The sequence below is a fragment of the Dokdonia sp. Dokd-P16 genome (genome assembly GCF_003095655.1).
Lineage (GTDB): Bacteria > Bacteroidota > Bacteroidia > Flavobacteriales > Flavobacteriaceae > Dokdonia.
In genome coordinates, this window is the sequence record NZ_CP029151.1 from 1,795,937 (window position 1) to 1,820,381 (window position 24,445).

General features: G+C 37.5%; 28 protein-coding genes. 9 read left to right on the top strand and 19 right to left on the bottom strand.

The window, feature by feature from the left end; all coding sequences use genetic code 11:
• Window positions 1-6: 6 nt before the first annotated feature.
• Together DCS32_RS08025 and DCS32_RS08030 are read left to right on the top strand one after the other, a co-directional pair.
• The gene (locus tag DCS32_RS08025) at window positions 7-969 is read left to right on the top strand and encodes a type IX secretion system membrane protein PorP/SprF (protein WP_108879263.1); all 963 of its coding nucleotides are present in this window, start codon (window positions 7-9) and stop codon (window positions 967-969) included.
• A gap of 37 nt (window positions 970-1,006) precedes the next feature.
• A complete protein-coding gene (locus DCS32_RS08030; protein ID WP_108877798.1) occupies window positions 1,007-2,956 on the top strand; it encodes an OmpA family protein in 1,950 nt (649 codons plus the stop codon).
• A 121-nt stretch (window positions 2,957-3,077) separates the two neighbouring features.
• On the opposite strand, the gene DCS32_RS08035 is transcribed toward DCS32_RS08030, so the two are convergent.
• Complete coding sequence (locus DCS32_RS08035; protein ID WP_108877799.1) at window positions 3,078-4,355, bottom strand: metal-dependent hydrolase family protein; 1,278 nt, start codon at window positions 4,353-4,355, stop codon at window positions 3,078-3,080.
• Between the two features lie 3 nt (window positions 4,356-4,358).
• Entirely contained in the window at window positions 4,359-5,492 is a 1,134-nt protein-coding gene (locus tag DCS32_RS08040; RefSeq protein WP_108877800.1) for a DegT/DnrJ/EryC1/StrS family aminotransferase, read from the bottom strand.
• 137 nt (window positions 5,493-5,629) lie between these two features.
• Here DCS32_RS08040 and DCS32_RS08045 point away from each other — a divergent pair, with 137 nt between their 5' ends.
• Window positions 5,630-6,862 (top strand): 3-deoxy-D-manno-octulosonic acid transferase, encoded by a 1,233-nt coding sequence (locus DCS32_RS08045; protein WP_204161809.1) that lies wholly within the window; start codon window positions 5,630-5,632, stop codon window positions 6,860-6,862.
• A 25-nt stretch (window positions 6,863-6,887) separates the two neighbouring features.
• On the opposite strand, the gene DCS32_RS08050 is transcribed toward DCS32_RS08045, so the two are convergent.
• Window positions 6,888-7,547 carry a DUF2461 domain-containing protein gene (locus DCS32_RS08050; RefSeq protein WP_108877802.1) on the bottom strand — a complete coding sequence of 220 codons (660 nt, stop codon included), beginning with the start codon at window positions 7,545-7,547 and terminating at the stop codon, window positions 6,888-6,890.
• A gap of 140 nt (window positions 7,548-7,687) precedes the next feature.
• Here DCS32_RS08050 and DCS32_RS08055 point away from each other — a divergent pair, with 140 nt between their 5' ends.
• Genes DCS32_RS08055 through DCS32_RS08065 form a run of 3 tightly spaced genes read left to right on the top strand, consistent with a single transcriptional unit; the run spans window position 7,688 to window position 8,467 of the window.
• Window positions 7,688-7,909, top strand: a complete 222-nt coding sequence (locus DCS32_RS08055) for a hypothetical protein (protein ID WP_108877803.1) — start codon at window positions 7,688-7,690, stop codon at window positions 7,907-7,909.
• Between the two features lie 50 nt (window positions 7,910-7,959).
• A complete protein-coding gene (locus tag DCS32_RS08060) occupies window positions 7,960-8,187 on the top strand; it encodes a hypothetical protein (RefSeq protein WP_108877804.1) in 228 nt (75 codons plus the stop codon).
• 40 nt (window positions 8,188-8,227) lie between these two features.
• Entirely contained in the window at window positions 8,228-8,467 is a 240-nt protein-coding gene (locus DCS32_RS08065) for a hypothetical protein (protein ID WP_108877805.1), read from the top strand.
• Window positions 8,468-8,522: 55 nt separating this feature from the next.
• Here the strand turns inward: DCS32_RS08065 and DCS32_RS08070 are convergent, their stop codons facing one another.
• A complete protein-coding gene (locus DCS32_RS08070; protein ID WP_108877806.1) occupies window positions 8,523-9,293 on the bottom strand; it encodes a helix-turn-helix transcriptional regulator in 771 nt (256 codons plus the stop codon).
• Window positions 9,294-9,531: 238 nt separating this feature from the next.
• Here DCS32_RS08070 and DCS32_RS08075 point away from each other — a divergent pair, with 238 nt between their 5' ends.
• Window positions 9,532-9,957, top strand: coding sequence for a hypothetical protein (locus tag DCS32_RS08075; RefSeq protein ID WP_108877807.1), 426 nt, complete (start codon window positions 9,532-9,534; stop codon window positions 9,955-9,957).
• A 105-nt stretch (window positions 9,958-10,062) separates the two neighbouring features.
• Here the strand turns inward: DCS32_RS08075 and fabD are convergent, their stop codons facing one another.
• From fabD to DCS32_RS08095, 4 genes are all read right to left on the bottom strand, one after another.
• The gene (gene fabD / locus DCS32_RS08080) at window positions 10,063-10,947 is read right to left on the bottom strand and encodes an ACP S-malonyltransferase (protein WP_108877808.1); all 885 of its coding nucleotides are present in this window, start codon (window positions 10,945-10,947) and stop codon (window positions 10,063-10,065) included.
• Window positions 10,948-11,084: 137 nt separating this feature from the next.
• Complete coding sequence (locus DCS32_RS08085; RefSeq protein ID WP_108877809.1) at window positions 11,085-11,651, bottom strand: cysteine hydrolase family protein; 567 nt, start codon at window positions 11,649-11,651, stop codon at window positions 11,085-11,087.
• A gap of 20 nt (window positions 11,652-11,671) precedes the next feature.
• Window positions 11,672-12,154 carry a dihydrofolate reductase gene (locus DCS32_RS08090; RefSeq protein WP_108877810.1) on the bottom strand — a complete coding sequence of 161 codons (483 nt, stop codon included), beginning with the start codon at window positions 12,152-12,154 and terminating at the stop codon, window positions 11,672-11,674.
• A complete protein-coding gene (locus DCS32_RS08095) occupies window positions 12,151-12,597 on the bottom strand; it encodes a 2TM domain-containing protein (protein WP_108877811.1) in 447 nt (148 codons plus the stop codon). Before DCS32_RS08095 ends, DCS32_RS08090 begins: the two co-directional genes overlap by 4 nt.
• A gap of 63 nt (window positions 12,598-12,660) precedes the next feature.
• On the opposite strand from DCS32_RS08095, the gene DCS32_RS08100 reads away from it, so the two are divergent.
• Entirely contained in the window at window positions 12,661-13,731 is a 1,071-nt protein-coding gene (locus tag DCS32_RS08100) for an aminotransferase class V-fold PLP-dependent enzyme (protein ID WP_108877812.1), read from the top strand.
• A 228-nt stretch (window positions 13,732-13,959) separates the two neighbouring features.
• Window positions 13,960-14,253, top strand: a complete 294-nt coding sequence (locus DCS32_RS08105) for an isoamylase early set domain-containing protein (RefSeq protein ID WP_108877813.1) — start codon at window positions 13,960-13,962, stop codon at window positions 14,251-14,253.
• 63 nt (window positions 14,254-14,316) lie between these two features.
• Here DCS32_RS08105 and DCS32_RS08110 read toward each other — a convergent pair whose 3' ends face one another.
• The 11 genes from DCS32_RS08110 to DCS32_RS08160 all read right to left on the bottom strand — a co-directional run bounded on the left by DCS32_RS08110 (window position 14,317) and on the right by DCS32_RS08160 (window position 24,353).
• Window positions 14,317-14,598 carry a DUF427 domain-containing protein gene (locus DCS32_RS08110; RefSeq protein WP_013750275.1) on the bottom strand — a complete coding sequence of 94 codons (282 nt, stop codon included), beginning with the start codon at window positions 14,596-14,598 and terminating at the stop codon, window positions 14,317-14,319.
• 50 nt (window positions 14,599-14,648) lie between these two features.
• The gene (locus DCS32_RS08115; RefSeq protein WP_108877814.1) at window positions 14,649-15,614 is read right to left on the bottom strand and encodes an L-histidine N(alpha)-methyltransferase; all 966 of its coding nucleotides are present in this window, start codon (window positions 15,612-15,614) and stop codon (window positions 14,649-14,651) included.
• Window positions 15,615-15,653: 39 nt separating this feature from the next.
• A complete protein-coding gene (gene egtB, locus DCS32_RS08120; RefSeq protein ID WP_108877815.1) occupies window positions 15,654-16,820 on the bottom strand; it encodes an ergothioneine biosynthesis protein EgtB in 1,167 nt (388 codons plus the stop codon).
• Window positions 16,821-16,991: 171 nt separating this feature from the next.
• Window positions 16,992-17,453, bottom strand: coding sequence for a hypothetical protein (locus DCS32_RS08125; RefSeq protein WP_108877816.1), 462 nt, complete (start codon window positions 17,451-17,453; stop codon window positions 16,992-16,994).
• Window position 17,454: 1 nt separating this feature from the next.
• A complete protein-coding gene (locus DCS32_RS08130) occupies window positions 17,455-17,865 on the bottom strand; it encodes an energy transducer TonB (RefSeq protein WP_108877817.1) in 411 nt (136 codons plus the stop codon).
• A 20-nt stretch (window positions 17,866-17,885) separates the two neighbouring features.
• A complete protein-coding gene (locus DCS32_RS08135; protein WP_108877818.1) occupies window positions 17,886-18,710 on the bottom strand; it encodes a thymidylate synthase in 825 nt (274 codons plus the stop codon).
• Between the two features lie 164 nt (window positions 18,711-18,874).
• On the bottom strand, window positions 18,875-20,155 hold the full coding sequence (locus DCS32_RS08140) for a carboxypeptidase-like regulatory domain-containing protein (protein WP_108877819.1): 1,281 nt from the start codon (window positions 20,153-20,155) through the stop codon (window positions 18,875-18,877).
• A 210-nt stretch (window positions 20,156-20,365) separates the two neighbouring features.
• Entirely contained in the window at window positions 20,366-21,766 is a 1,401-nt protein-coding gene (locus DCS32_RS08145; protein ID WP_108877820.1) for a NupC/NupG family nucleoside CNT transporter, read from the bottom strand.
• Window positions 21,767-21,778: 12 nt separating this feature from the next.
• Window positions 21,779-22,393, bottom strand: coding sequence for a bifunctional nuclease family protein (locus DCS32_RS08150; RefSeq protein ID WP_108877821.1), 615 nt, complete (start codon window positions 22,391-22,393; stop codon window positions 21,779-21,781).
• 167 nt (window positions 22,394-22,560) lie between these two features.
• Window positions 22,561-23,523, bottom strand: a complete 963-nt coding sequence (locus tag DCS32_RS08155; protein ID WP_013750266.1) for an electron transfer flavoprotein subunit alpha/FixB family protein — start codon at window positions 23,521-23,523, stop codon at window positions 22,561-22,563.
• A gap of 89 nt (window positions 23,524-23,612) precedes the next feature.
• Window positions 23,613-24,353 (bottom strand): electron transfer flavoprotein subunit beta/FixA family protein, encoded by a 741-nt coding sequence (locus tag DCS32_RS08160; RefSeq protein ID WP_108877822.1) that lies wholly within the window; start codon window positions 24,351-24,353, stop codon window positions 23,613-23,615.
• Window positions 24,354-24,445: the final 92 nt, after the last annotated feature.

The following is a 24,445-nucleotide window of genomic DNA, read 5'->3' on the forward strand; positions in this document are numbered from 1 at the left end:
ACACCTATGAAAAGAACATACATCGCCATAGTAGCCCTGGCAGTAGTCGTTTTAGGTCTTACAACTGAAACTGCAGTAGCACAACAAGATGCTCAGTACACGCAGTATATGTATAATACATTAAGCATTAACCCAGCCTATGCCGGCGCAAGGGGAGGTCTAAGTGTATTAGGATTACACCGCAGTCAGTGGGTAGGTCTAGATGGAGCTCCTAGAACGCAAACAGTTTCCATACATTCTCCAGTAGGAGAGTCAAAACGTGTAGGACTAGGTTTAAATATTACTAATGATGAAATATTTATAAGTAACGAGACTTACATAGATGTAGATTTTAGCTATACGATACCTACCAGTGATGAGGGAAAGCTAGCTTTTGGATTAAAAGGTGGTGTGCATTTACTTGATATTAATTACAGCGAGGCAAACCCATTTCAAAATGGGGACAATCTAGCTACGGCTCAAAATAATATTGACAACAAGTTTTCCCCACAAATAGGACTTGGTATGTTTTACTATACTGATAAATATTATTTAGGGTTAAGTGCTCCTAATTTATTGCGCACAGAGCATTTTGATGCTAGTGACAACTCAAATAGTACAAACTCGACGTTTCTAGCTCGCGAGAGAATCAATTACTACTTAACTACTGGATATGTATTTGACATCACTCAAGACTTTAAGTTTAAGCCAGCAGGACTGGTAAAAGCCGTTCAAGGAGCACCACTTCAAGTGGACGTAACTGCAAATGCATTGCTTTATGATAAATTAACCCTTGGACTTGCTTACAGATGGAGTGCTGCATTAAGTGGTCTTGTAGGCTTTCAGATTACAGATAGCTTAATGATTGGTTTTGCTTATGATAGGGAGAGCACAGAGCTACAACAGTTTAATAATGGTAGTTATGAAGTGTTCTTAAGGTTTGAAGTATTTAAGCAGCCTAAAAAATTAATATCTCCACGTTTCTTTTAATTCTTTATTTAGTAGAAGATTTTTAAAACACATATTTATGAAACAAGTATTCCACTATATAATTATTTTATCCTTCATTTTTAGTGGTACCCTCGGGTATGCTCAAGAAGGTAAGGTTAAAGTTGCAGGAGAAAAATTTGAGGAATTTGCATACGTAAATGCACGTGATTTATACTCAAGAGTTGCAAATAGAGGGTTTACCTCTCCAGAAGTTTTTTCAAAGCTAGGAGACTCTTATTACTTTACAGCAGACTATGCAGATGCAGTGCAATGGTATGAGAAGTTAGTTACTACAGGAGAAGAAGTATCTCCTGAATATTATTTTAGATATGCACAGTCGCTTAAGAGTATTAAGAAATACGATAAAGCAGATAAAATGATGGCTGTATTCGTACAAATGAGCGGGACAGATACTCGAGGGGAAATGTTTGAGAAAGAACGTGATTACCTTAAGGAAATAGAAGCACAGTCTGGACGTTATGCTATAGAGCAAGTTAATTTTAATACAGAGTTACAAGATTTTAGTCCAAGTTTCCTTGGTGAAAGAGTTGTGATTTCTTCAAACAGAAAGAGCAGTACTGGTGACTACATTCATGATTGGAATAATCAGCCTTTCTTAGATCTATATGTAGTAGATAATGCAAAAAGCGATAATCCATCTATTGAAAAATTTTCAAAAAATATAAATACTCCATATCATGAGAGTAGCTCTGTCTTTACAGAAAGTGGAGATGAGATGTATTTTACACGTAACAATTACAGTAAAAAAACAAAGCTCAAAAGAGATGAAGCAGGAACTACGAAATTAAAGTTGTACCATAGCTATAAGCGAGGTGGTGTATGGAGTATTCCAGAAGAGCTTCCTTTTAATAGTGATGAATACTCTACGGCGCATCCTGCATTGAGTCCTGATGGTACGATATTGTACTTTGCATCAGATATGCCAGGTACAAAAGGATTAAGTGATATATGGATGTCTACTATAAACGAAGATGGCACTTATGGAACACCTATAAATCTAGGAAGCGAGATTAACACAGAAGGAAGAGAAACCTTTCCATTTGTGAGTAGCGACAACAAATTGTTTTATGCCACAGATGGCCACGTAGGTCTTGGAGGATTGGATGTGTTTGTTACTCAATTAAGTGATGATGGTAAAGTAGGAGCTTCATATAATGTAGGAAAGCCTGTTAATAGTAGTGCAGACGATTTTGGACTTATTTTAAGCGAGTCTAGAGGAACTGGATATTTTTCTTCTAATCGTGCATCTGGTCTAGGTAACGATGATATTTATAGCTTTACAAGAGATAGAAAGATTTTGACTAATTGCGCTCAAAACATCGTAGGTACTACTAGAGATGTAAAGACAGATGAGATACTTCCGCAAACTACAGTGACATTAAGAGATAAGGTAAACCAAGTTGTAGCAACGGTAACAAGTGATGATCTAGGAAAATTTACTTTTAGTGATGTAAATTGTAGTGAAACTTATGTAGTGCGAGGTGCAAAGGATACTTATGAGCCACACGAAGTTATTTTAACTACAAGTAGTGATGTAGGTGGTATTATAAATCGTGATGTTTATTTGAAGCCTGGAGCTCAACTTGTTATAGGAGGAGATCTTACTAATATACTAGAACTTAATCCAATTTATTTTGACTTTGATAAATCAAACATACGCCCAGATGCTGCTCTTGAACTAGAAAAGGTGATTGCGGTAATGCAACAGTATCCTACGTTAAAAATTGACGTTAGGTCACATACAGATAGTCGTGCCCCAGATGCTTACAACATGAAGCTCTCTCAACGTAGAAATGTATCTACAATACGCTATATTGTGCAGCAAGGCGGTATAGATGCTTCTAGGCTTACAGGTCGTGGCTATGGTGAAACGCAGCTTACAAATGCTTGTGCAAATGGCATAGAATGCTCAGAAGAAGAGCACCAGCTTAATAGAAGGTCAGAATTTATTATAATGGCAAAGTAAAACCCATTTATAACTTATAAAAAAACCTCGCTCATATACTGAGCGAGGTTTTTTTATGGGTAATGTTGAGCTTCTTAAACCATTGAGGAAATGAGCGTCAATTGATATTACTTGGGTTTCTTTACTGCTTATATACAATACCGTTCTTCATGACAAATGAAACACGCTCTGTCGTTGTGATGTCTTGCGTAGGGTCATTATCTGTTGCAACAATGTCTGCAAGATATCCAGCAGCAATTACCCCTAACTTACCTTCCATATCTAATAGCTTTCCATTTGTGATGGTAGCAGATTGGATAGCGAACATAGGTGACCATCCATATTCAGTCATGTAGCGAAATTCCTTTGCATTCTCTCCGTGAGGAAATACGCCTGCATCTGTTCCAAAAGCGATGTTTACTCCAGATTGTGCAACCATGGTAAATGTCTTTTTAAGTGTAGCATCTACTTTTTCAATCTTAGGAATAATAATGTCTGGATAGTAGCCTTTTACTTTTGCTTTCTCTGCAACATATTTTCCTGCAGATAGCGTAGGGACAAGGTAGGTGCCATGTTGTTTCATGAGTTTTACGGTTTCTTCATCCATAAAGGAGCCGTGTTCTATAGTCTGTACACCTGCTTTAATAGCGCGTTCCATTCCCTCTTTTCCGTGAGCATGCGCAGCGACGTGCATTCCGTATTCTTTGGCGGTGCGCACAATCTCATCTACCTCCTCTTGGCGAAACTGTGGGTTGTCTCCATTCTTACTGACACTGAGTACGCCGCCAGTTGCGGTAATCTTTATAAGATCAGCGCCATTTTTATAGCGTTGTCTTACTGCTTTTCTAGCATCGTCTACACTATTAATAACCCCTTCAGCCGGACCAGGATCTCCCATATTCACCTTTTTAAAGCCATTTGTAGGATCTGCATGACCTCCAGTGGTTCCTATAGCCTTTTCGGCAGTAAAGATGCGTGGACCTCTCGTGGTGCCGTTATTTATAGCATTTCTTAGAGATACATTTACACCACTTCCTCCTAGATCTCGTACAGTAGTAAATCCTGCCATGAGTGTTCTCTCTGCAATTTCGGCAGCAGTAAAGGCTACATCTGCCTCATTTTTAGTAAAGGTTTCCAAATATTTCTTTGGATTGGTCTCACTTTCGACGTGCACGTGCATATCTATAAAGCCAGGCATTACTGTCTTTGACTTAAGATCAATAATGGTCTGGCCACTTTTCGCGGAAGCGTAACCTTTCTCAACTTTTATAATGCTATTGCCTAAAATGGTTACCGTTTGTTCGGTTAAAACTTTTCCATTATTAGTATCAATCAGTTTCCCGCAATGGAGAAGCGTTTCTTGACCCGATAGCATAAAACTTGTAAATACGACAAGTAGTAGAGAGAGGTGGTATTTCATAGCTTATTTATTTACAAAATCAATAATAGTTTTAGTTATAAATGCGATTTGATCATCCTCTAGTTCTGTGTGCATAGGTAAAGAGATACAATCCTTTACAATAGCATTAGTCACTGGGAAGTCTGCCTCATTATAGCGAGTATCTTTATACGCCTTCTGGCTGTGTAGTGGTATTGGGTAGTACACTCCACAAGGAATACCATTTTCATTAAGATGTTTTACTAGCGTATCGCGATCTGTATCTTTCACTCGAAGTGTGTACTGGTGAAAGACGTGGCAATCACAGCTGTCACATATAAATGGAGTTATAATTTTAGGCTCATTTGTAAAAGCGGCAGTGTACTTACGTGCAGCATCCCTTCTAGCCTTGTTGTAACTGTCTAAATGAGGTAATTTTGCTCTAAGTACCGCAGCTTGTATGGAGTCTAGCCTACTATTAACACCTACTACGTCGTGGTGATAACGTTCATACATACCATGGTTTACTATTCCTCTAATGGTGTGAGCTAGCTCATCATCATTTGTAAAAATAGCACCACCATCACCGTAGCATCCTAGATTTTTAGATGGAAAGAAAGACGTTGTACCTACGTGTCCTATACCACCAGTTTTGACTTTCTGTCCGTCACGGCCAGTAAATGTAGAACCTATTCCTTGTGCGTTATCTTCTATTACGTAAAGATTGTGCTCCTTAGCAAGATTCATAATGGCATCCATATTTGCTGCCATTCCAAAAAGATGCACAGGTACAATTGCTTTAGTTTTTGGAGTAATTGCCTTTTTTATGGCTTCAATATCGATGTTAAAGTTTACGGGGTCAACATCTACTAGCACCGGTGTAAGCTTTAAAAGCGCAATAACTTCTACGGTAGCGGCAAATGTAAAATCTGCAGTGATTACTTCGTCACCTTGCTCTAGACCTAGACCCATCATAGCAATTTGTAAAGCGTCTGTGCCGTTTGCACAAGGAATAACATTTTTTACTCCTAGGTATTCCTCTAGTTCTTTTTGAAAGGCGTGTACTTCTGGTCCGTTTACAAAAGCGGTATTTTCAATCACCTCCATGATTGAGCTATCAACTCGTTCTTTGATCTGTGCATATTGACCTTTAAGGTCGACCATTTGAATTTTTTTCATCGTATAGTGGGAGGGAAGCAAGTGGCAACCCTGCAAGTGTAGTTATAAATAAATGTGTTTTTTCACACGAAACGAAATTACAAAAACTACAACCGCTTAACAATCTATTTATAGAACAAAGCACTATTTTTGAAACCATGCATAAATTGTATTCTCTTTTAATCAGGCTTATTCAAGCGCTAATTCCAGTAGCTGGTTTTTTTAATGCAAAGCTTAAGAAGTCGATAGTAGGACGTAAGCACACCTTGAAAATCCTTAAACGAGAAATCATAGCTGGCAAGCCTACTATCTGGATGCATGCAGCCTCTTTAGGAGAATACGAGCAAGGAGTACCTGTTCTTGAGGAGTTAAAAAAGAAGTATCCAGAGCACCAGATGGTAATTAGCTTTTTCTCGCCTTCTGGTTATGAGATCAAAAAGAATAACGCTTTCGCGAAAGCTACCGTTTACCTGCCATTTGACACCCCAAAAAATGTTTCTAGGTTTTTAGATATAGTATCTCCAGAGATGGTGTTTCTTGTGAAATATGAATTCTGGCCGAACTATTTAAGCGAACTCAAACGCCGAAGGATTCGCACTTTTTTAATTTCAGGGGTATTTAGGGAAAGTCAGCCATTTTTTAAACCTTATGGAAAGTGGATGACAGCATCTCTCAAAAGTTTTGAGCACTTTTTTTTGCAAAACGAAGATTCGGCAACTGTATTACAGAAGTTGGGATTTGAAAATTTTAGCGTAAGTGGAGATACCAGATATGATAGAGTGAGTCATCAAATCGAAATGGACAACACCTTAGATTTTGTCCATACTTTTAAGAATGACAAAACATGTGTAGTGTGTGGCAGTACTTGGGCAGAAGATGATGCTGTGATTGTAAATTATATCAATAGGAATGAAGGCGCAGCAAAATTTATCATAGCACCGCATGAAATTAAGCCTGAGAAAATTGCACTGCTAGCCTCAAGTATTAAGGGCAGAGTAATGCTATACTCTCAAATGAGTGCAGCGTCACTGGCGTCTTGCGATGTATTGATTATAGATACTATAGGTCTTCTTACTAAAATATATAGCTATGCAGATATTGCTTACGTGGGTGGAGCGATGGGAACTACAGGACTGCATAATATTCTTGAGCCAGCAACCTTTGGTGTACCCATAATTACTGGAGGGAATTTTGATAAGTTTCCCGAGGCAAAAAAACTACAGCAACTCGCAGGACTTTATGCCGTAACTAATCAGGCCGAATTTGATGAGCGTCTATCCAAATTAATCTTAGATGAAAAATTTAGAGCGCAAACAGGGATGATTGCGGGACACTTTATTAATAGTAATACGGGTGCCACAAAAGCGATTGTTGACTACTTAAGTAATTAGCTTGCTCAAGACTAAAGGACGGTTTCTAAGTTACTATAGATACAGCCTCTCTTAAGTATCTTCTAAAGGAGAGCATCTCTTTATAGACTGTTATAATTCTTTTTTCAAAATCATCTGCTAGTACTTGTTCTTGTGAGAGTGTCACTTCTACTGCAAACGTTTTGTTTCTTAATAAATCTATGTGTGGGTGATCTTTAGAAAATCCTTTTGGAGCTGTTTTAAGTTTATCGTCTTCCCACAAACCGCCAAATGTTTTTACAAAACTAGGTTTGTTTATAATAGCTTTTAACTCCTCACCATTATAATCTATGGCTTCGCGTATACTTTGTAAAATTTCTTTTTTAGGCCTCCAAAAACCTCCTGCTAGTAAATTCTGACTGAGACCTATTTCAATATAAAAATCTCCTTGTTTTGTTTTCTGGTCGAGTCCTGCACCTATGTGATCTTTGTAAATAGGTTTGTTAGGATGAAACATCAAATTGTTATTGATGCGATTAATTGCTTTTTTGCCTGGGGTGTCAAAATACTCAGTATCAAATTGGGCGAGTTTGTCATTTAAGTGATTAAGCCATTTGATGTGATTATCTCGTACATGATGATACTCATTTCTATGAGCATCCATCCACTCTTTTGTGTTGTTCTGTTGTAGTCGTTCTAAGAAATTGTAAGTGTCTCTAAAATTCATGAAAATAAAATTAACAGTTTTTATCTATAAATGAGCTAGATATTCAAAAGTTAACGAATGGTTTGGAAAACCTTGGTTATAAATTGTGCTTTACGGCATTATTACTAAGATACATTTGTGCTCTAAACAACCATCAAATTATGAAAACAAGAAATATTACAATTATCGCACTATTAATTGCATCATTTACAATAGCAAGCTGCAGAGAGACTGAGGTAAAAGAAACTACAGTTGTAAAAGAAGTTCAGGTAGAAACTGAAAGAGAAAGTGAAGGCATCTTAGAAAGAGCAGCAAAGAAGGTAGATAATAAAGTAAACGAAGAAATTAACGAAGAGATAGAAAAAATAGGAGACGACAACTAAAAGTCGCTCACGTTCGTATATCATTTAATTAACTATTTAATTTATTCAAAATGAAAAGAATTTTTTTAAGTCTAACACTTGTAGCTCTTTTAGGAACGTCATTTACCCTTACTTCTTGTAGAGAGAATAAAACTGTGGAAGTATCTACAGATAATGATGATGTAGAAGATGCAATGGATGATGTAGAAGACGCTATGGATGATGCTGGAGATGCTATAGGAGAAGGTGTTGACGAGATCAAAGAGAATACAGGAACTGGCGGCACAGACGATAATTAAGTCTAGTAACCACTTGTTTTAACAACCAAAATTTAAAATTATGAAATCATTAAAAATAGGAGCTTTAGCTCTTGGTATTCTTGCAGTATCATTTACATCTTGTAAAGAAAAGAAAACTGAGGCCGAAGTTATTATAGAAGAAGCAAAGGCTAATGGTGAAGTAACTAAGGAAAAAGATACTGACGATGGCTACAAATTAAAGGTAGAAGGCGTAGATGGTTCTGAAACTAAGGTAAAAGTAGATGAAGACGGAGAAGTAAAAGTAAAAACTGATAACTAGTAATCAAGTTTGTATTGTAAAAAGGTCGATAGCTCATTGAGTTATCGACCTTTTTTTATGCTTTAAATTGTGTCATTTGTGCTTTGAGATCGAGCATGGATTGCTGGAGTTCCTTAAGTAAACTATTGCTACTTCCTTCGTCAAGATTAAAAGTGAGCTTACTATTAACCTGCCATATTTCTTGAATGTCACTTATCGCTACTTCGTAAGGCACATACTCTTCATTTATAGATATTAATAAGACCTTTTTTGAATCTGGCAATTTCTGCAATTTCTTAACGACTACCGCGTCTTGTAAGACAATGACATACACTTTATTGTCACTAGCGTAGTCTAAGCTCTCCACTCCTTTAGCAAGTACCCAATCTTCTGGTCTAAAACTAGGCATCATACTGTCGCCTTCTATTTGAAAACCTCTATAAGTAGCATTGCGATACTGCGGGATAGGAAAATCAAAGGCAGGTAGTTTTTGATACCATTCTACATCTGCAATATTATTAGGATATCCAGCAGCTGCTTTTTGATTTACCAGCACCATGTTTTCATTATCATCTTTATCGACTACAACAACCTTAGGACTTACATCACTTTTGTCTGTATTGAGATGTTTTTGCTTGCTATAGCCATAAATCCATAATGGATTGATATTAAAGAGTCTCAATAGCTCAGTAATAACTTGTCCAGATAGTTTTGTTCTACCACGTTCTATATCTGCCGTGCTATTTTTTATTCCTAATTTATCTGCAAATTCTGCTTGTGTGAAGTCGTGATCTTCTCGTACTTCTTTAAATCTGCGTATTTCTGAAGGTAAATCGTTTATGCCCATAGGGTAAATGTATGAAAATTAGGAATAATTCCTACCATAAATTGTTTTATTAATTTTTTTAGAAATATTCAAGAAATGCATTCCAAATCAAGATTTATCTTAAATCGTTAAGATTTTGACGTAATACCTAAGAAATTTGCATTTTGTCGATAATCACTCTAGATATTAAATATTTTATGTTATGAGAATGTGAAATTATGTTAAATTCGCGCATCTAATTATCCAAACAAATTCAATTATGAAAAGATTTATTTTAAATGTTGCTGCTTTAGCATTAATCGTAGGAGCTGTTTCTTGTAGAGAAATGGAAGAGAAAGCAAATGAAGCTGGAAATGCTGTTGAAAACGCTGCAAATTCAACTGGTGATGCTCTTAATGACGCAGGAAATTCTGTGAAAGATGCTGCTGGTGAAGCTGCTGATGCTGCTGGAAATGCTGCAAGCGAAGCAGGAAATGCTATCGAAAATGCTGCCGATGCAACTATGGAAGGTGCAAAGGATGCTGCAAACGCAACTGGTGATGCTGTTAAGGATGCTGCAAATGCAACAAAAGACGCTGCAAACAATGCTGTAAATGCAACTAAAGATGCTGCAAACAACGCTGCAAATGCAACTAAAGATGCTGCAACTAAAGCTGGTGATGCTGTAAAAAAAGCAGTAAACTAATTTATATATAGTTTACAAAAATTATAATGTATAAAAACATTGTAATTTTTAGACAATAAAAAACCAGCCCTAGGGCTGGTTTTTTTATGGATATATGTTTGTAATTTATTCTGGAAGCGCTGCGCTGCTTGCCGTCACATCTCTATTTATTTTTCTTACAAGACCTTGTAATACTTTACCTGGTCCTACTTCAACAAATTCTGTAGCACCATCTGCTACCATTTGTTGTATAGTTTGTGTCCACCTTACAGGGGCAGTAAGCTGTGCGATAAGGTTTTTTTGAATCTCGCTAGCACTTGTAACAGCACTAGCAGTTACATTTTGATAAATAGGGCATACTGGGTTTTTAAAAACTGTATTCTCTATCGCTGCGGCTAGTTCTTCACGAGCTGGCTCCATCATAGGAGAATGAAAAGCACCACCTACAGGTAGTACTAGAGCACGGCGTGCACCTTTTTCCTTCATAGCCTCGCAAGCTTTGTTAATCGCCTCTACCTCACCAGAAATAACAAGCTGGCCAGGGCAATTATAGTTTGCTGCCACAACAACACCAGCAATTTCATTACAAACTTCTTCTACAATGTGATCTTCAAGACCTAAAACGGCCGCCATAGTAGAAGGTTGTAATTCACATGCCTTTTGCATAGCCTGAGCACGCTTACTTACAAGTTTAAGACCGTCTTCAAAATCTAGCGCACCACTTGCAACGAGTGCAGAGAATTCTCCAAGAGAGTGACCAGCAACCATAGAAGGTTCAAAATCTGTCATCACTGTTTTAAGTGCTATAGAATGAATGAATATGGCAGGCTGAGTAACTTGAGTTTGCTTCAAATCTTCTGCAGATCCTTCAAACATTACGTCTGTAATATTAAAACCTAATACATCATTTGCCTTTAAAAAGAGACTTTGTGCAAGAGGGTACTTTTCAAAAATATCTAGACCCATTCCTGAGAATTGGGCTCCTTGTCCTGGAAATATATATGCTTTCATAATTAAGAATTCATTAGTTGGCGTAAAAATACAAAACCTAGAAGATACCTGTTGTTATTACGCTTTCGCGAAAGCGTACTAGATTAAATTTAAAAGTTCAAAAATACAATAACTATTGTATTGATATAAGCAGGGTATTATAGAATCTCTAAAAGACTAGCGGTGTCAATGACTGTAGTAAATTCTTTATGTAAGCTCGCTAGTGCCGTCTGGTGGATAAGCTCAGAAGGATATATTTTTCCATCTATTCCTTTTCTATCAAAAGTTGCTGTAGCGTCAGAAACTAGGTATGTTTCAAACCCATAATTACCAGCCATACGTGTTGTGGTAGAGATACAGTGATTTGTGGTAAGACCTACAATTACTAGTTGTTTGATGTGCTGGGCGTCTAGTTGTGCTTTGAGATCTGTATCTATAAAGGCACTATTTACGTGCTTTATAATGAGAGGTTCATTAGGTTGAGGTACGAGATCATCTAGCATTTGAAAACCAGGTTGTGATTCATGAAGTGGTGATAGTGGATCTCGAGAGCTATGAATGCTATGAAATATAGGTAGACCTAATGAGCGCCACATTGTAAGTAATTCTAATGCTTTTTCTTCTGCATTGGGATTGTTACGATTGCCTCCCCAGTGGGATTCTTCAGAAAATCCTTTCTGTAAATCTATTAATAGTAAGGCAGTCTTTTTGTCTCGAAGTTTCATGATGTACTATTTAATGAGGATTACAGCTTTTTCCAGCTTTCAAAAGTAAATCCATTTTTATGTCTATCATCTACGTCGTGAAAAACACTACTTACTAACTCCCATTGATTTGTGTCAATCTCTGGAAAAAAAGCATCTGCTTCAAATTCATTATGAACGCGTGTGAGTTCTATGTGTGTGGCGTAGTCCATCCCTAATTTGTAAATCTCACCACCACCTATAATATAAGTATGAGCTTCGTCCCTGCTGTAAGCTAGTGCATCTTCAAGAGAATGCACTACTATAGCATTTTCTGCCTTATAATTTACGTCACGAGTAATCACTATGTGTGTGCGATTAGGTAACGGTTTAGGGAAAGATTCCCACGTTTTACGTCCCATTATAATGTGGTGACCAGTGGTTAATTGCTTAAAATGTTTGAAATCGTCTGGCAAATGCCAAGGGATGTTACCATCTTTTCCTAAAGCATTATTTTCTGCAGCTGCAGCAATCATTGTTATCATAGGAGCGTATTCTGGTTGTCTAGTGGTAAGGAAGGATTCCTCATTACTGGACTTTTTTTTTCTGGTAATGGATGTGATAAAGCTACATTTTCTTCCAGCTCTGCTATACGTACTTTCTGTTTGGCAACAAGTCTATCGAGGTGCTTTTGCTCCCACTCTTTATTCATAAACTTGCTCATGAGCAATACATTTATAAGGTGAATGAGGAAAAAGAACGTCCATATAAGTATTGCCCACACAAACCATGGCCTTTGGAATGGTTTAAATTCTTCACCTACATGAAGTACTTGGTTAATAACAATAAGTAAGATTGCGCCAGCAAGAAAAGTAACAAAGTGTCTATAAAGGTTCTTCTTTTGACGCACGCGTGCTTGCGCGTTTTCAATAAGTTCTTTTTGAACAGGGTCAATAGAAGTAGTAGTTTTCTTTGAAAATAGTGACATAAAATGCGACCTTTAGATGGTTATATAAAATTAGCCTTTTTGAGCGTCAATCGTAAATAGCTTATGAAAAATTTTGCAAAACTCTTTCCTATTTTAAAACAGTACACCTATCTCAATACTGCAGCATCGGGCTTATTATCACTGCCTGTGATGGAGTGGCGTCAAGAGCATGATCTCGATTTTCTTATACAAGGTAGTATACTTAAAGAGAATCAAGCAAAAGTACTCACAGGCGTACGAGAAAAGGTAGGTAAGCTTTTTTCTTGTAAAGCAAAAAGAGTAGCACTTGTGCCTAATTTTTCTTACGGATTCAACACGCTTATAGATGGGATAACAACGCATAAAAAAGTACTTCTTTTAGAAGGAGATTACCCTTCGGTAAACTGGCCTTTTGAGAGTCGCGACTTTGACTTGAGTTATATAAAAATTACGGGAACTGTTGAGGAGGAGATAGCAACCGCTTTCGCGAAAGCGCAACCAGATATATTTGCCTTTTCTATGGTGCAGTGGTTATCTGGTATAAAAATCAATCATGAGTTCTTGAAAGAGTTAAAGTCAAAATATCCCGACACCTTGTTTTTTGCAGATGCTACGCAATATCTAGGCACCGAAATATTTGATTTTGATAATTCTGCATTTGATGTGATAGGAGGAAGTACTTACAAGTGGATGAATGCTGGATATGGTAATGCATTATTTTTATTTAAAGAGTCTGTAGCAGAGCGTGTAGCTCCTAGAACTACAGGTTTCAATTCTATACAAGGAAAATATAAGCCTCAAGAAGGTAGTTTTTTAGGAAGGTTTGAGCCAGGTCATCAAGACACGCTCAATTACGGGAGTCTAGGTGTCGCCATTGATGTTATACGACAGCTAGGTGTGAAAACCATAGATGAAAAAGTAAAAACTATAAACGCTAAAGCAAAAGAAGCCTTTGCCGAGAGAGGACTTATTTCAAAAGAAATTATAGACCGAGTAGATCATGGTTCATTTTTTAATATCAAGGGAAATGACCAGCTTGTCGCACGATTAAGGAATGAAGGAATAATAACAATTGCACGAGGTGAAGGTGTGCGGGTAGGATTTCATTATTTTAATACAGAAGAAGATCTCAATAAATTGCTAGTTCTTGTGTAGCATCAAATAAGGGTTGCGTGTAGAGTTTACGATTAATAAAGTACTAAGTTTGTGATGTTCGATAAACAATTACGACACTTTTAGGAAGTGCAAACGTTTTCGCTTTGTGGCTTTTTAATTTTAAAGCTCCCAATATTGTTATATCGTAAAAATAAGGTTAAACTATTGATATGATGTTTTTTAAGTAAATATCCTGCTATATTTGGGTGTATTTTTAAACCTCTTATTATGGCAGTCACAAAAAAATTTTTAAAAACAAAACCTGTTTGTAAAGTTACATTTGCAATACCTGCAGCACACGCAAGTACTGTAGCTGTTGCTGGTGATTTTAATAACTGGGACACATCTACATCTCTCAAGAAATTAAAGAATGGAACTTTTAAAGGAACTTTTGATATTCCTACAGAGAGCTCTTACGAGTTTCGTTATGTAGTAGATGGTGAGTGGGTAAATGAAGCAGAAGCAGATCGTTTTCAGTATAATGCTTATGCCGCTACAGAAAATAGTGTTCTTGAATTATAATATATAGAAAAAGCCATTTCTTATTAAGAAATGGCTTTTTGTGTATTGTTTCGACAAGTCGTTTTAATCAACTACTTGTATCCCTCGCCAGAAAGCAACGTGGTTTTTAATTCCTTTTGCTAGTTCGCTCACTTCTGGATAAAACCAAGCGGCGTCTTTATTTTCTTTTCCATCTACGGTAACAGTATAGTAAGAAGCGACACCTTTCCATGGGCAGGTGCTCTGCAGTTCACTTGATGTAAAAAACTCTTTCTTTATAGCATCATGAGGAAAGTAGTGATTGTTTTCAATTACAACGGTATCATTACTTTCTGCTATTACTTGATCATTCCAAATTGCTTTCATAATAATTTTTTTTAAAATTTGAGAAGTTGCTTCTGTACTTATTGAACTATTTATTTTTTCTTGAATAAGTAGTTTTTATAATAAGCTTTGCTGTCTGAAAATTCATTGACTATCTCAAGTCCAGATTCACTAGCTAGCCACTCTACAATGTTATCATCATATTTCTGACTAATCTCCGTATGTATGGTTTCCCATGCGGTAAAATCTACTTTAAGGTCTAGCGATTTTATAGTAACAGACTGGTCTTTTGTACTTACAAGATAACTTTTGGCAGTGCCTGTTTCTGGGTCATAAACTTCCCAGTGTTTAAAATTATCAGGATTAAAATCTGCATCCATTTCATTATTAATACGGTGCAGTAAGTTTTTATTAAACGCCTCGGTAACCCCTTCAGGGTCATTATAAGCGTCAAGTATAGTCTGCGGATTTTTCTTTTGATCAAATCCCATATAAAGCAAATCTCCTGGGGTCATTGCATTCTGGATATTTGTAAGGAAATCTATAGCCTGTGGGTGTAGTAGGTTTCCTATATTTGAACCTAGTACCATAATTACCTTCTTGCGTTCATTGTAACCAGCAACATCTTCAAGGACTTCAAAATAGGTTCCTTGCTGAGGTTTTATGACAATATCTGGTATTTCTCTTTCTACACTTTCTTTAAGACCGTCTAGTACATTCTGACTAATATCTATAGGTAGATATGCAAAGGTGTCTCCTCGTTCTATTAAGTGCTTTAAAAGGACTTTAGTTTTCTTGCCATCTCCAGCGCCCAGTTCTATAAGGTCAAAACCTTCGTTGTCTGTAAAGGCTTTTGAAATCGCTTCCTTATGCGTTTCAAAAATTTCAAACTCACAGTTTGTGAGGTAATAGGTAGGCATTGCCATAATATCTTGAAAAAGCTTATCGCCTTTTTTGTCATAGATATATTTTGAAGAAAGGAACTTTGGGAAGGAGGTGAGTCCTTCTGTTACTTCTTGACTAAATGCAGATGTGATGGTAGTAGTTTTGGTCGTCATAGACGTTTATGTCGTGAGTTTTAATAAATACTTTCAATATTATTTGGCTAGGCGTAAGCCTGTAAATTGCCAGCGTAATCCGGTCTGAAAGAAATTGCGATAGGTATGTCTTGTATGTTTAGATGGCGTGGCTACAGAGCCACCTCTCAAGACTTTTTGATTAACCATGAACTTCCCGTTATATTCCCCTAGTGATCCTTCTTCTTTAGTGTAGCCAGGGTAAGGTAAGTATGAGCTTTCTGTCCATTCCCATCGATCACCCCAGTCTAGTTGGGAGCTAGCGACCTCCCATTCAAATTCTGTAGGTAACCTCATTCCTTTCCATTGTGCAAAAGCAAATGCTTCGTAATAGGAGATATGAACAAGTGTGTCATCTGGATTAATTTTTTGTAATCCATTATTGAGCGTGTATTGGTGCCATTGATCATCTACTAGATGCCAGTACATGGGAGCAGTTATCTCGTGAGTATTTACCCAGTCCCAGCCTTCGGCATGCCATAAGAGTGTTTCTTGATAACCTCCAGCTTCAATAAATGCTATCCACTCATCATTAGTTACTAGTTTGTTTGATATTTCATAATCGTGCAAGTATACTTTGTGACGGCCTAATTCATTGTCGTAGCAAAACTCTTTTCCTGTGTGACCTATTTCATAAACTCCTTCTCTAATAGAGATGAAGCTTGGTTGTGTTCCTTTTTCGCTTTCGCGAAAGCGTAATTCTCCTCCGTAAATAGGCGTAAGGGGATTGTTACCTAAAATGTATTTAATATCTGTGACAAGTAATTCTTGATGCTGTTTCTCGTGGTGTATGCCAATAGTGAGTAGCTTTTTTACCGTGGGTGTAATTTCTTCCTCAAGAAGCTCTTGGAGTGCTTGAGTGACGTATTTACGGTATGCATATACTTGGTCTACTGTTGGTCTTGATAGGTTGCCGCGATCTGTGCGCACGACTCTTTTTCCTACGCTCTCATAGTAGCTATTAAATACGAATGCAAAGTCTTCACTAAAAAGAGTGTATCCCTGCTTATGATGCTTGAGAATAAATTCTTCAAAAAACCAAGTTGTATGGCCTAGGTGCCACTTTGGGGGAGAGACGTGTGCAATGGGTTGCACTACGTAATCCTCAATTTCTAGTGGTTTACAGATGTTCTCTGTGTGTGCTCGAGTTTCATTAAAGAATTCGACAAGGTTTTCTATAGCAATCATATATATGACTTTTATGAGTCATATAAATTTACGGGTTTTTACCATGCCGTGCTTGTGAGAAGCCCATGACAGAAGGAATAACGTAATAAATGTTTGTTAAATGAGCAAGATGAGATACTCAAACGGAAAAAATAGGAGTAATTCCTTATAATAGCTAAGTGTGTAAGAAATCTAATTCTTATCGTCTTCTGTAGCCATAATACCTTCGTTTACAACAACAGTAAATGCTGTAGCAAATAGTGCATTTCTGGGTTTGTCTTTGTGCATCGCTCCTTTAAAACGCGGTAGTTTTGATAAAACCTTGAGTGTCTCTTTTTCTATAGAATTATAAGGTGTGCGTGCAGATAGTTGGTCGTAAGTGCCGTCCTCTAAAATCCTGAATTGCACAAAAACTCTGTGGTTACCTTTAGGTAGAAGCGACTCAAATTGTTTAAAATCAAAATTATCTGTAATAAGAGCTTCTACACTGTTACGGAAACATTCCTTGAGAAAGTTAGCATTTGCTCCCTTGCATCCAGGATATCTAGGTGGAGTGTCTACTATAGTAAATGAAATGTCTTTTTTAGTTTGTGCATGAACGCTTTGTGAAAAAAATGTACATACACAAACTAAGCTTAATAGGAGGTAACGCATATTAAAATGTAAATGGAAGTTTGAGCTTACTCTCCTTAGGAGTTCCTCCTATATTTCCAGGTTTTAATTGTGGGATAGTCATAATTGCTGTTTTTACAGCCTTTTGCATTCCAGGAGTGCCACCAGTAACATTTTTTACTACTGGCTTTCCTTCTTTATTAATTACCATGTCTACTACAACACGTGCACCTTTTTGGTAATCACTTGGAAACTTCATGTTGCGTACAACGTGAGTTGCTAGTTTTTGCCTTAAGCAGTTGTTTTTGTCATTTATAGATCCAGTACAACCAGGCCACGTAGGAGGGACTTCATCAAGTCTCAGTGTGGTAGACTTTTTCATGTAAACTCCTTCTTGAGCATTCATAGTTGTGATTCCAGCTACAAGTGCGAGTACAAATAATAATTTTTTCATTAGGTAGGTTAATTTGGGGGTTAAATAGCCACTGCTCCTTTAATATGTGGATGCGGATTATAGTTTTCTAAAGTAAAGTCATCAAAAGTGAAGCCAAAGATATCTTTTACGTCAGGGTTAATTTTTAATGTAGGCAAAGTACGGAATTCTCTTGAGAGTTGAAGCTCAACTTGTTCCATGTGGTTTGAGTAGATATGAGCATCTCCAAAGGTGTGTATAAACTCTCCAGCTTCATAACCACAAACCTGAGCCATCATCATTGTAAAGAGCGCATAACTTGCGATATTAAATGGAACTCCTAAAAATATGTCTGCACTGCGTTGATATAACTGGCAGCTTAACTTGCCATCTGCAACATAAAACTGGAAGAAAGCGTGACATGGTGGAAGCGCGGCTTTACCATTTGCAACATTCTCTGAGAAAGATGCCGAGGTGTCTGGCATCACAGAGGGATTCCATGCGCTCACGAGCATTCTACGACTATTAGGGTTTGTTTTGAGTGTTTCTACAATATCTTTTATTTGGTCAATCTCATCACCATTCCAGTTGCGCCATTGGTATCCGTAAACAGGTCCAAGATCGCCATTCTCATCGGCCCACTCATTCCAGATGCGCACACCATTTTCTTGTAAATATTCAATGTTTGTGTCTCCCTGTAAGAACCATAACAGTTCGTATACAATAGATTTAAGGTGCAATTTTTTAGTTGTCACCATTGGGAATCCTTCAGAGAGGTCAAATCGCATTTGATAACCAAAAACGCTCTTTGTTCCTGTACCTGTGCGGTCACCTTTTTGATTTCCGTTTTCTAGTACATGTTTGATGAGGTCGTGATATTGTTTCATAAATGGGATATAATGTTCTTTGTAAAGTAAGAAGAGCTAGTCGGGTAGGAGTAGTCTGTTTGTGTCTGATTCTAGTGAATATTACAGTACAAATATAACAATAAAAAGGCCCTCCCAATTGTATTGAGAAAGCCTTAGTAAATTTTAAGCCTATAAAATGTAAGTTATTTGCCTCCTAGAGAAGCACGATAATTATCATCTTTTTCTAGGTTACGTTTTATTTTTTTTATGGCTGCTTCTATAGATCTTTCAGGTTCTATGACGTTGTATTCTCCCCAAAATTCTGGATCTCCAAAGCCTAGGTTTTCATCTGCCATGATTATCGATGGAGATATCTCTCCACTCTTATTAAAAGCATTTGCAGTAGTTACCTTCCAGTCTGTTACTGCCATCTCGCAAGAGAGTGTATAAATTGATTTAAAAAGACGTCGTCGCTTTTTTACCTCAAAAGATAAATTTGCTTTCCCATAGCCGTAATACCATTTTCCATTTTTCTCACGATAATCTACTTCATAAGAGATGTCTCTAGCTTTTACTCGAACGCCATTGGGTTTACTTTTTACAAACATTTTGTTTACCTCAATTTCGTTTGTAAGATCTAGTGTAAATGTTGCTTTTTGCAATGCTAGCGATGTAGAACTTACATAAAGTTGGCCGGCATATAAAGGTCCTACAATGTTAGGTTTTGGCTCAAATCCCACTACTAGTACATCTTTACCGTTGAGCTCTGTAGGAGTTTCAAAGCTAAAATTATAAGCATTCAAGGTTTCTGGTGTAAAGATGTATTCCGGATACTTCATTACATCTACGTATAAGGTGCTAAAAGGCCCTCCTTGCAGTTTTAAAGCGATAGTATCAAGCTTAGCGTAATCTGTGCTTTTTCTTGATTTAAGTAAGCGTATTTGGTCTTCCTTGTTGCTTATGTATCCTTCCTTTTGGATAGAGACAACTGCCTCGGCTAGCGATGCATTTTTGTTTCTTTTCTTGATAGTCTCTCGATAGAATGCCGTCATCTTGAGCGGTTCACCTATGTAGTTTTCTCTCTTTTTATTAAAGACTTTTTTCACAAGTTCTTTGGCAGATTTGTAACCAACAACCTGCACCTCGCTTAGGTCAACGCTCTTTGGAGATAGGCGTATGTCAATATCATTATCAATATCTGCAATATCTTGTATGCTGTTTTTATATCCTAAGGCTTCAATAAGTAAAGATGGCTTAGTGGTGGTCTCTATTATCTTCAAAGCAAAATCCCCCTCGGTATTTGAGATGGTACTTATGTTTGTACCTACTAGCGTGATGGTTGCTCCGCTAATAGCTTGCCTGGTTTCGCGGTCATTTATAGATCCGGTAATGGTCGTGGTGGCAGTTTGAGCCAAGATGAGTAATGGGAAAAGCATGAGCATACTCGCCCAAGTAAATTTGGTAACATTGTAAATAGTTTTCATAGCAGTGAGTTTTAGTAAATTCTCAAGAAGTCTTTTTAACACTATAAGTTAGTATATTTTCATGGCATATTTAAAATCCCGCTGTTAATTTATTAAAACTAAGAGGCTAAGATTTTAAGAAAAAGGCACAATGAATAGGTGCGCTTTCGCGAAAGCGGACTTATACAGTCGAAAAGAAAATGAATTATTTACACTAATGGATGTGGTTTCTTAACCAATAATCATCCCTGCAATAGTAGCCGAAATTAATGAAGCGATAGACCCTCCGATAAGCGCTTTTAATCCGAAACGAGACAGCTGCGTGCGCTGTCCAGGAGCTAGAGATCCAATACCGCCTATCTGTATACCTATAGAGGCAAAATTTGCAAAACCACAAAGCATATAAGTCGCCATAATGATAGACTTCTCATTGTTGAGGTGAATTGCATTTGCAGTATTCTTAAGTTCTGCGAGCTGGATATAACCTACAAACTCGCTGGCTGCTAGTTTGATCCCGAGTAGTTGTCCCATCATTGTGGTGTCTTCACTTGCAACTCCTATAAGCCACATTAAAGGGGCAAAGATGGTTCCTAAGATGGCCTCAAGTGAAAGTTTAGGGTATGTAGAGTTTGCTGCAACCCAATCATTTATTGTGGTCACTTCGCCTATCCAACCTAAGATACCGTTTGCCATTGCTATAAAAGCTACAAAGACTAAAAGCATAGCACCTACGTTTACGGCAAGTCTAAGACCTTCTGTAGTACCATTTGCGATAGCGTCAAGAACGTTTGCTCCTATTTTATCATTAGATACACTCACGTCTGTGTTTACCTCTTCGGTTTGAGGATATAATATTTTTGATATTACAATTGCACCAGGTGCAGCCATGACAGAGGCAGCAAGCAAGTGCTTTGCAAATATGAGGCGTAAAGCTTCATCTTCACCGCCAAGGAATCCTATGTATGCCGCAAGTACAGCTCCTGCTACAGTTGCCATGCCGCCTATCATAACAAGCAGAATTTCTGACTTGTTCATTTTTTCTAGGTATGCTTTAATTAAAAGTGGTGCCTCAGTTTGCCCTAAGAAGATGTTACCAGCAACACTCAAACTCTCTGCTCCAGAGATGCCTAATAATTTAGATAATAACCATCCAAAAGCTTTTACCACTTTTTGTATTACTCCAAAGTAATACATGACAGAGGTAAGAGCAGAGAAAAATATGATGGTAGGTAATACTTGAAAAGCAAATATGTACCCAAAGGTAGAGGTGTCACTTACCAGCCCTTGAAACAGGAAGTCACTACCAGCAAGCGTAAAGTTTAATATAGCAACAAAGATTCCTCCAATGAAGTCAAAAATCTTTTCTATAAAAGCAACCTTAAGTACTCCTACGGCAATAACAAGTTGGAATGCGAGGCCTACGGCTACCGTTTTCCAGTTTATTGCTTTGCGATTACTACTAAATAAAAAAGCAATTAGTATAAGAGAGCACATCCCTAATACACCACGTCCAAAGCTTTCAAGAGAAAATCCTTGAGAAGGAACCACATCCATAATGGCTTGAGGTGCCTCTTGCGCAAATGCGGTAAATGAACTTAATAATACCAATAGGGTAAGTAGTAATTTGCGCATATAATAAGTAAGTTAGTTGCGTTTTGAGATTTCATCTCTTAACTGGGCAGCAGTTTCATAGTCTTCACTATGTACCGCTTGATCAAGTTTATTGTGTAAGTCTTGAAGTGACAATTTGTTATAATCACTATCGCTAGAAGATGTCTCGTCTTCTAGTAAGATTTCATCCATTAGGATTTCGTCATCTTCTGTAAACTCTTCAGGGTTTGTGTTTCCTTTTAAGAAAATGCCTGCTTTGTCTAGAATGTTTTTATAAGTAAAAATAGGCGCTTGGAAACGTAAGGCTAGTGATATAGCATCACTAGTACGCGCGTCTATTATTTCTTCAATGTTATCACGCTCGCAAATAATGCTAGAGTAAAAAACGCCATCAACAAGTTTATGAATAATCACTTGTTTAATAACCACATCAAAGCGATCTGCAAAGTTTTTAAACAGGTCGTGCGTAAGAGGACGAGGTGGTTTGATTTCTTTTTCTAAAGCGATTGCAATAGATTGTGCCTCAAAGGCTCCTATAACTATAGGTAATTTACGCTCTCCTCCTTGCTCAGTGAGAATCAAAGCATATGCTCCATTCTGAGTCTGGCTGTAGGATATTCCTTTTATATTTAAACGCACTAAGCTCATAAGTTGCAAAAATAGGAAAAAGGCTGCATAAGTAAAGAAGTTTATCTGTCTAGAGTTGGACTCTTAGAAATAGTAGCTATCTATCAGATTTACAGTATGAAAAGGGTTAAATAAAAATGAGCTTAAAAAAATATTTAAGCTCATTTTTTATTTTATAGAGTCGTTATCTAGCTATTTGCAGCTTTAAACGCTCTTAATTTTTCGTTAAGTTCTGGGACAACTTCAAAAGCATCTCCTACGATTCCATAATCTGCTGCTTTAAAGAAAGGAGCTTCTGGGTCGTTGTTGATTACTACTTTTACTTTAGAAGAGTTAATCCCAGCAAGGTGCTGTATCGCTCCAGAGATTCCTATTGCGATATACAGGTTAGACGCTACTGGCTTACCAGTTTGTCCTACGTGCTCACCGTGAGGTCTCCATCCTAAATCTGACACAGGCTTAGAACAAGCTGTTGCTGCTCCAAGAATATCTGCCATTTCTTCTATCATCCCCCAGTTTTCTGGTCCTTTAAGTCCGCGACCTGCTGATACTACAACCTCTGCATCTGCAATAGACACTTTATCTGTTGCTTTATCTACAGATTGTACTTCTACACCAAAATCTCCGAGCTCTGGAGAAAAGTCTTCTGTTGCAGCGGCTCCAGAAGCTTCTTTAAGGCCATAAGCGTTTTGCCCAAGTCCTACTATTTTAATTTCAGTAGAGATTTCTGTGTGGCTAAAAGCCTTGTTTGTAAAAGCAGTACGCTTTACAGTAAATGGAGAAGCACTTTCTGGAAGTGATACTACATTTGATGCGTATCCTGCCTCTAGCGCTACTGCTAGAAGAGGTGCAAGATACTTAGCATTTGCGCTCTGTGTAAGTACTACTACTTGAGCACCTTCTGCCTTTGCAGCAGCTGCGATTCCTTTTGCATAAGCTGCAGCATTAAATGCATCTAGCTTTGCGTCTTTTATGTTAAGAACTTTATCTACTCCGTAAGTTCCTAATGGTGCAGTATCTCCACCATTTACGGCAACTGCAGTTACAGATGTTCCCATCATATCTGCAATTCCTTTTGCATAAGAAGCAACTTCTAAAGAAGCTTTCTTAAACACTCCGTTTTCTGATTCTGTATATACTAAAACTGACATATTTATAAGAATTTCCAAAGAGAAGAACACGAGGTTCCACTATTCGGGATTATTATTAGATTAACAAGTTGCCTTTATAAAAGGGTAACTTAGATAGCTTTTGCTTCGTTGTGTAACAGGTCGATTAACTCGTCTACTGTTTCTACAAGTTTAACAGCCCCTTTAGGTGCAGGCTTTTCAAAAGAAACAGCATTTGTTTCGGTTCCAGCTCCAGAAGGTTCTACTACGCTTAATGGTTTTTTACGAGCCATCATAATTCCTCTCATGTTAGGAATTCGTAGGTCGCTTTCTTCTACAAGACCTTTTTGACCTCCTATTACTAGAGGAAGCGAAGTCTTTACAGTTTCTTTTCCGCCATCTATTTCTCTAGTAGCAGTAGCTGTTGTCCCGTCTACATCTAGTGAGATACATGTGTTTACAAAGTTTGCTCCTGTAAGTCCAGCAAGCATTCCAGGTACCATACCACCATTGTAATCAATAGACTCACGACCAGCAATTACTAGATCATACCCTCCATCTTGAACAACTTTTGCAAGTTCCTTTGCTACTTGAAAACCATCTTTTGCTTCCACATTCACACGGATGGCAGTATCTGCTCCTATTGCAAGCGCTTTACGAAGTGTAGGTTCTGTTTCTGGTCCTCCTACGTTTATCACGTCTACAGAGGCTCCTTGTTTTTCTTTAAACCACATAGCACGTGTCAATCCAAACTCATCGTTTGGGTTGATTACAAATTGAACACCGTTAGTATCAAATTTTGTATCTCCGTCTGTGAAGTTAATTTTTGATGTCGTATCAGGTACGTGACTGATGCACACTAATATTTTCATAGAATTTATATTTTATATAAAGGTACGCTTTCGCGAAAGCGTAATCCTAAACTATTTCGTTTTCGTAACAAAAATAACACAAAAAAGTATAA

What these genes read in the sequence shown, in the direction of transcription:
- DCS32_RS08025 (WP_108879263.1), top strand. Translation starts at nt 7, where the DNA reads ATGAAAAGAACATACATCGCCATAGTAGCCCTGGCAGTAGTCGTTTTA.
- DCS32_RS08030 (WP_108877798.1), top strand. Translation starts at nt 1,007, where the DNA reads ATGAAACAAGTATTCCACTATATAATTATTTTATCCTTCATTTTTAGT.
- DCS32_RS08035 (WP_108877799.1), bottom strand. Translation starts at nt 4,355, where the DNA reads ATGAAATACCACCTCTCTCTACTACTTGTCGTATTTACAAGTTTTATG.
- DCS32_RS08040 (WP_108877800.1), bottom strand. Translation starts at nt 5,492, where the DNA reads ATGAAAAAAATTCAAATGGTCGACCTTAAAGGTCAATATGCACAGATC.
- DCS32_RS08045 (WP_204161809.1), top strand. Translation starts at nt 5,630, where the DNA reads ATGCATAAATTGTATTCTCTTTTAATCAGGCTTATTCAAGCGCTAATT.
- DCS32_RS08050 (WP_108877802.1), bottom strand. Translation starts at nt 7,547, where the DNA reads ATGAATTTTAGAGACACTTACAATTTCTTAGAACGACTACAACAGAAC.
- DCS32_RS08055 (WP_108877803.1), top strand. Translation starts at nt 7,688, where the DNA reads ATGAAAACAAGAAATATTACAATTATCGCACTATTAATTGCATCATTT.
- DCS32_RS08060 (WP_108877804.1), top strand. Translation starts at nt 7,960, where the DNA reads ATGAAAAGAATTTTTTTAAGTCTAACACTTGTAGCTCTTTTAGGAACG.
- DCS32_RS08065 (WP_108877805.1), top strand. Translation starts at nt 8,228, where the DNA reads ATGAAATCATTAAAAATAGGAGCTTTAGCTCTTGGTATTCTTGCAGTA.
- DCS32_RS08070 (WP_108877806.1), bottom strand. Translation starts at nt 9,293, where the DNA reads ATGGGCATAAACGATTTACCTTCAGAAATACGCAGATTTAAAGAAGTA.
- DCS32_RS08075 (WP_108877807.1), top strand. Translation starts at nt 9,532, where the DNA reads ATGAAAAGATTTATTTTAAATGTTGCTGCTTTAGCATTAATCGTAGGA.
- fabD (WP_108877808.1), bottom strand. Translation starts at nt 10,947, where the DNA reads ATGAAAGCATATATATTTCCAGGACAAGGAGCCCAATTCTCAGGAATG.
- DCS32_RS08085 (WP_108877809.1), bottom strand. Translation starts at nt 11,651, where the DNA reads ATGAAACTTCGAGACAAAAAGACTGCCTTACTATTAATAGATTTACAG.
- DCS32_RS08090 (WP_108877810.1), bottom strand. Translation starts at nt 12,154, where the DNA reads ATGATAACAATGATTGCTGCAGCTGCAGAAAATAATGCTTTAGGAAAA.
- DCS32_RS08095 (WP_108877811.1), bottom strand. Translation starts at nt 12,597, where the DNA reads ATGTCACTATTTTCAAAGAAAACTACTACTTCTATTGACCCTGTTCAA.
- DCS32_RS08100 (WP_108877812.1), top strand. Translation starts at nt 12,661, where the DNA reads ATGAAAAATTTTGCAAAACTCTTTCCTATTTTAAAACAGTACACCTAT.
- DCS32_RS08105 (WP_108877813.1), top strand. Translation starts at nt 13,960, where the DNA reads ATGGCAGTCACAAAAAAATTTTTAAAAACAAAACCTGTTTGTAAAGTT.
- DCS32_RS08110 (WP_013750275.1), bottom strand. Translation starts at nt 14,598, where the DNA reads ATGAAAGCAATTTGGAATGATCAAGTAATAGCAGAAAGTAATGATACC.
- DCS32_RS08115 (WP_108877814.1), bottom strand. Translation starts at nt 15,614, where the DNA reads ATGACGACCAAAACTACTACCATCACATCTGCATTTAGTCAAGAAGTA.
- egtB (WP_108877815.1), bottom strand. Translation starts at nt 16,820, where the DNA reads ATGATTGCTATAGAAAACCTTGTCGAATTCTTTAATGAAACTCGAGCA.
- DCS32_RS08125 (WP_108877816.1), bottom strand. Translation starts at nt 17,453, where the DNA reads ATGCGTTACCTCCTATTAAGCTTAGTTTGTGTATGTACATTTTTTTCA.
- DCS32_RS08130 (WP_108877817.1), bottom strand. Translation starts at nt 17,865, where the DNA reads ATGAAAAAATTATTATTTGTACTCGCACTTGTAGCTGGAATCACAACT.
- DCS32_RS08135 (WP_108877818.1), bottom strand. Translation starts at nt 18,710, where the DNA reads ATGAAACAATATCACGACCTCATCAAACATGTACTAGAAAACGGAAAT.
- DCS32_RS08140 (WP_108877819.1), bottom strand. Translation starts at nt 20,155, where the DNA reads ATGAAAACTATTTACAATGTTACCAAATTTACTTGGGCGAGTATGCTC.
- DCS32_RS08145 (WP_108877820.1), bottom strand. Translation starts at nt 21,766, where the DNA reads ATGCGCAAATTACTACTTACCCTATTGGTATTATTAAGTTCATTTACC.
- DCS32_RS08150 (WP_108877821.1), bottom strand. Translation starts at nt 22,393, where the DNA reads ATGAGCTTAGTGCGTTTAAATATAAAAGGAATATCCTACAGCCAGACT.
- DCS32_RS08155 (WP_013750266.1), bottom strand. Translation starts at nt 23,523, where the DNA reads ATGTCAGTTTTAGTATATACAGAATCAGAAAACGGAGTGTTTAAGAAA.
- DCS32_RS08160 (WP_108877822.1), bottom strand. Translation starts at nt 24,353, where the DNA reads ATGAAAATATTAGTGTGCATCAGTCACGTACCTGATACGACATCAAAA.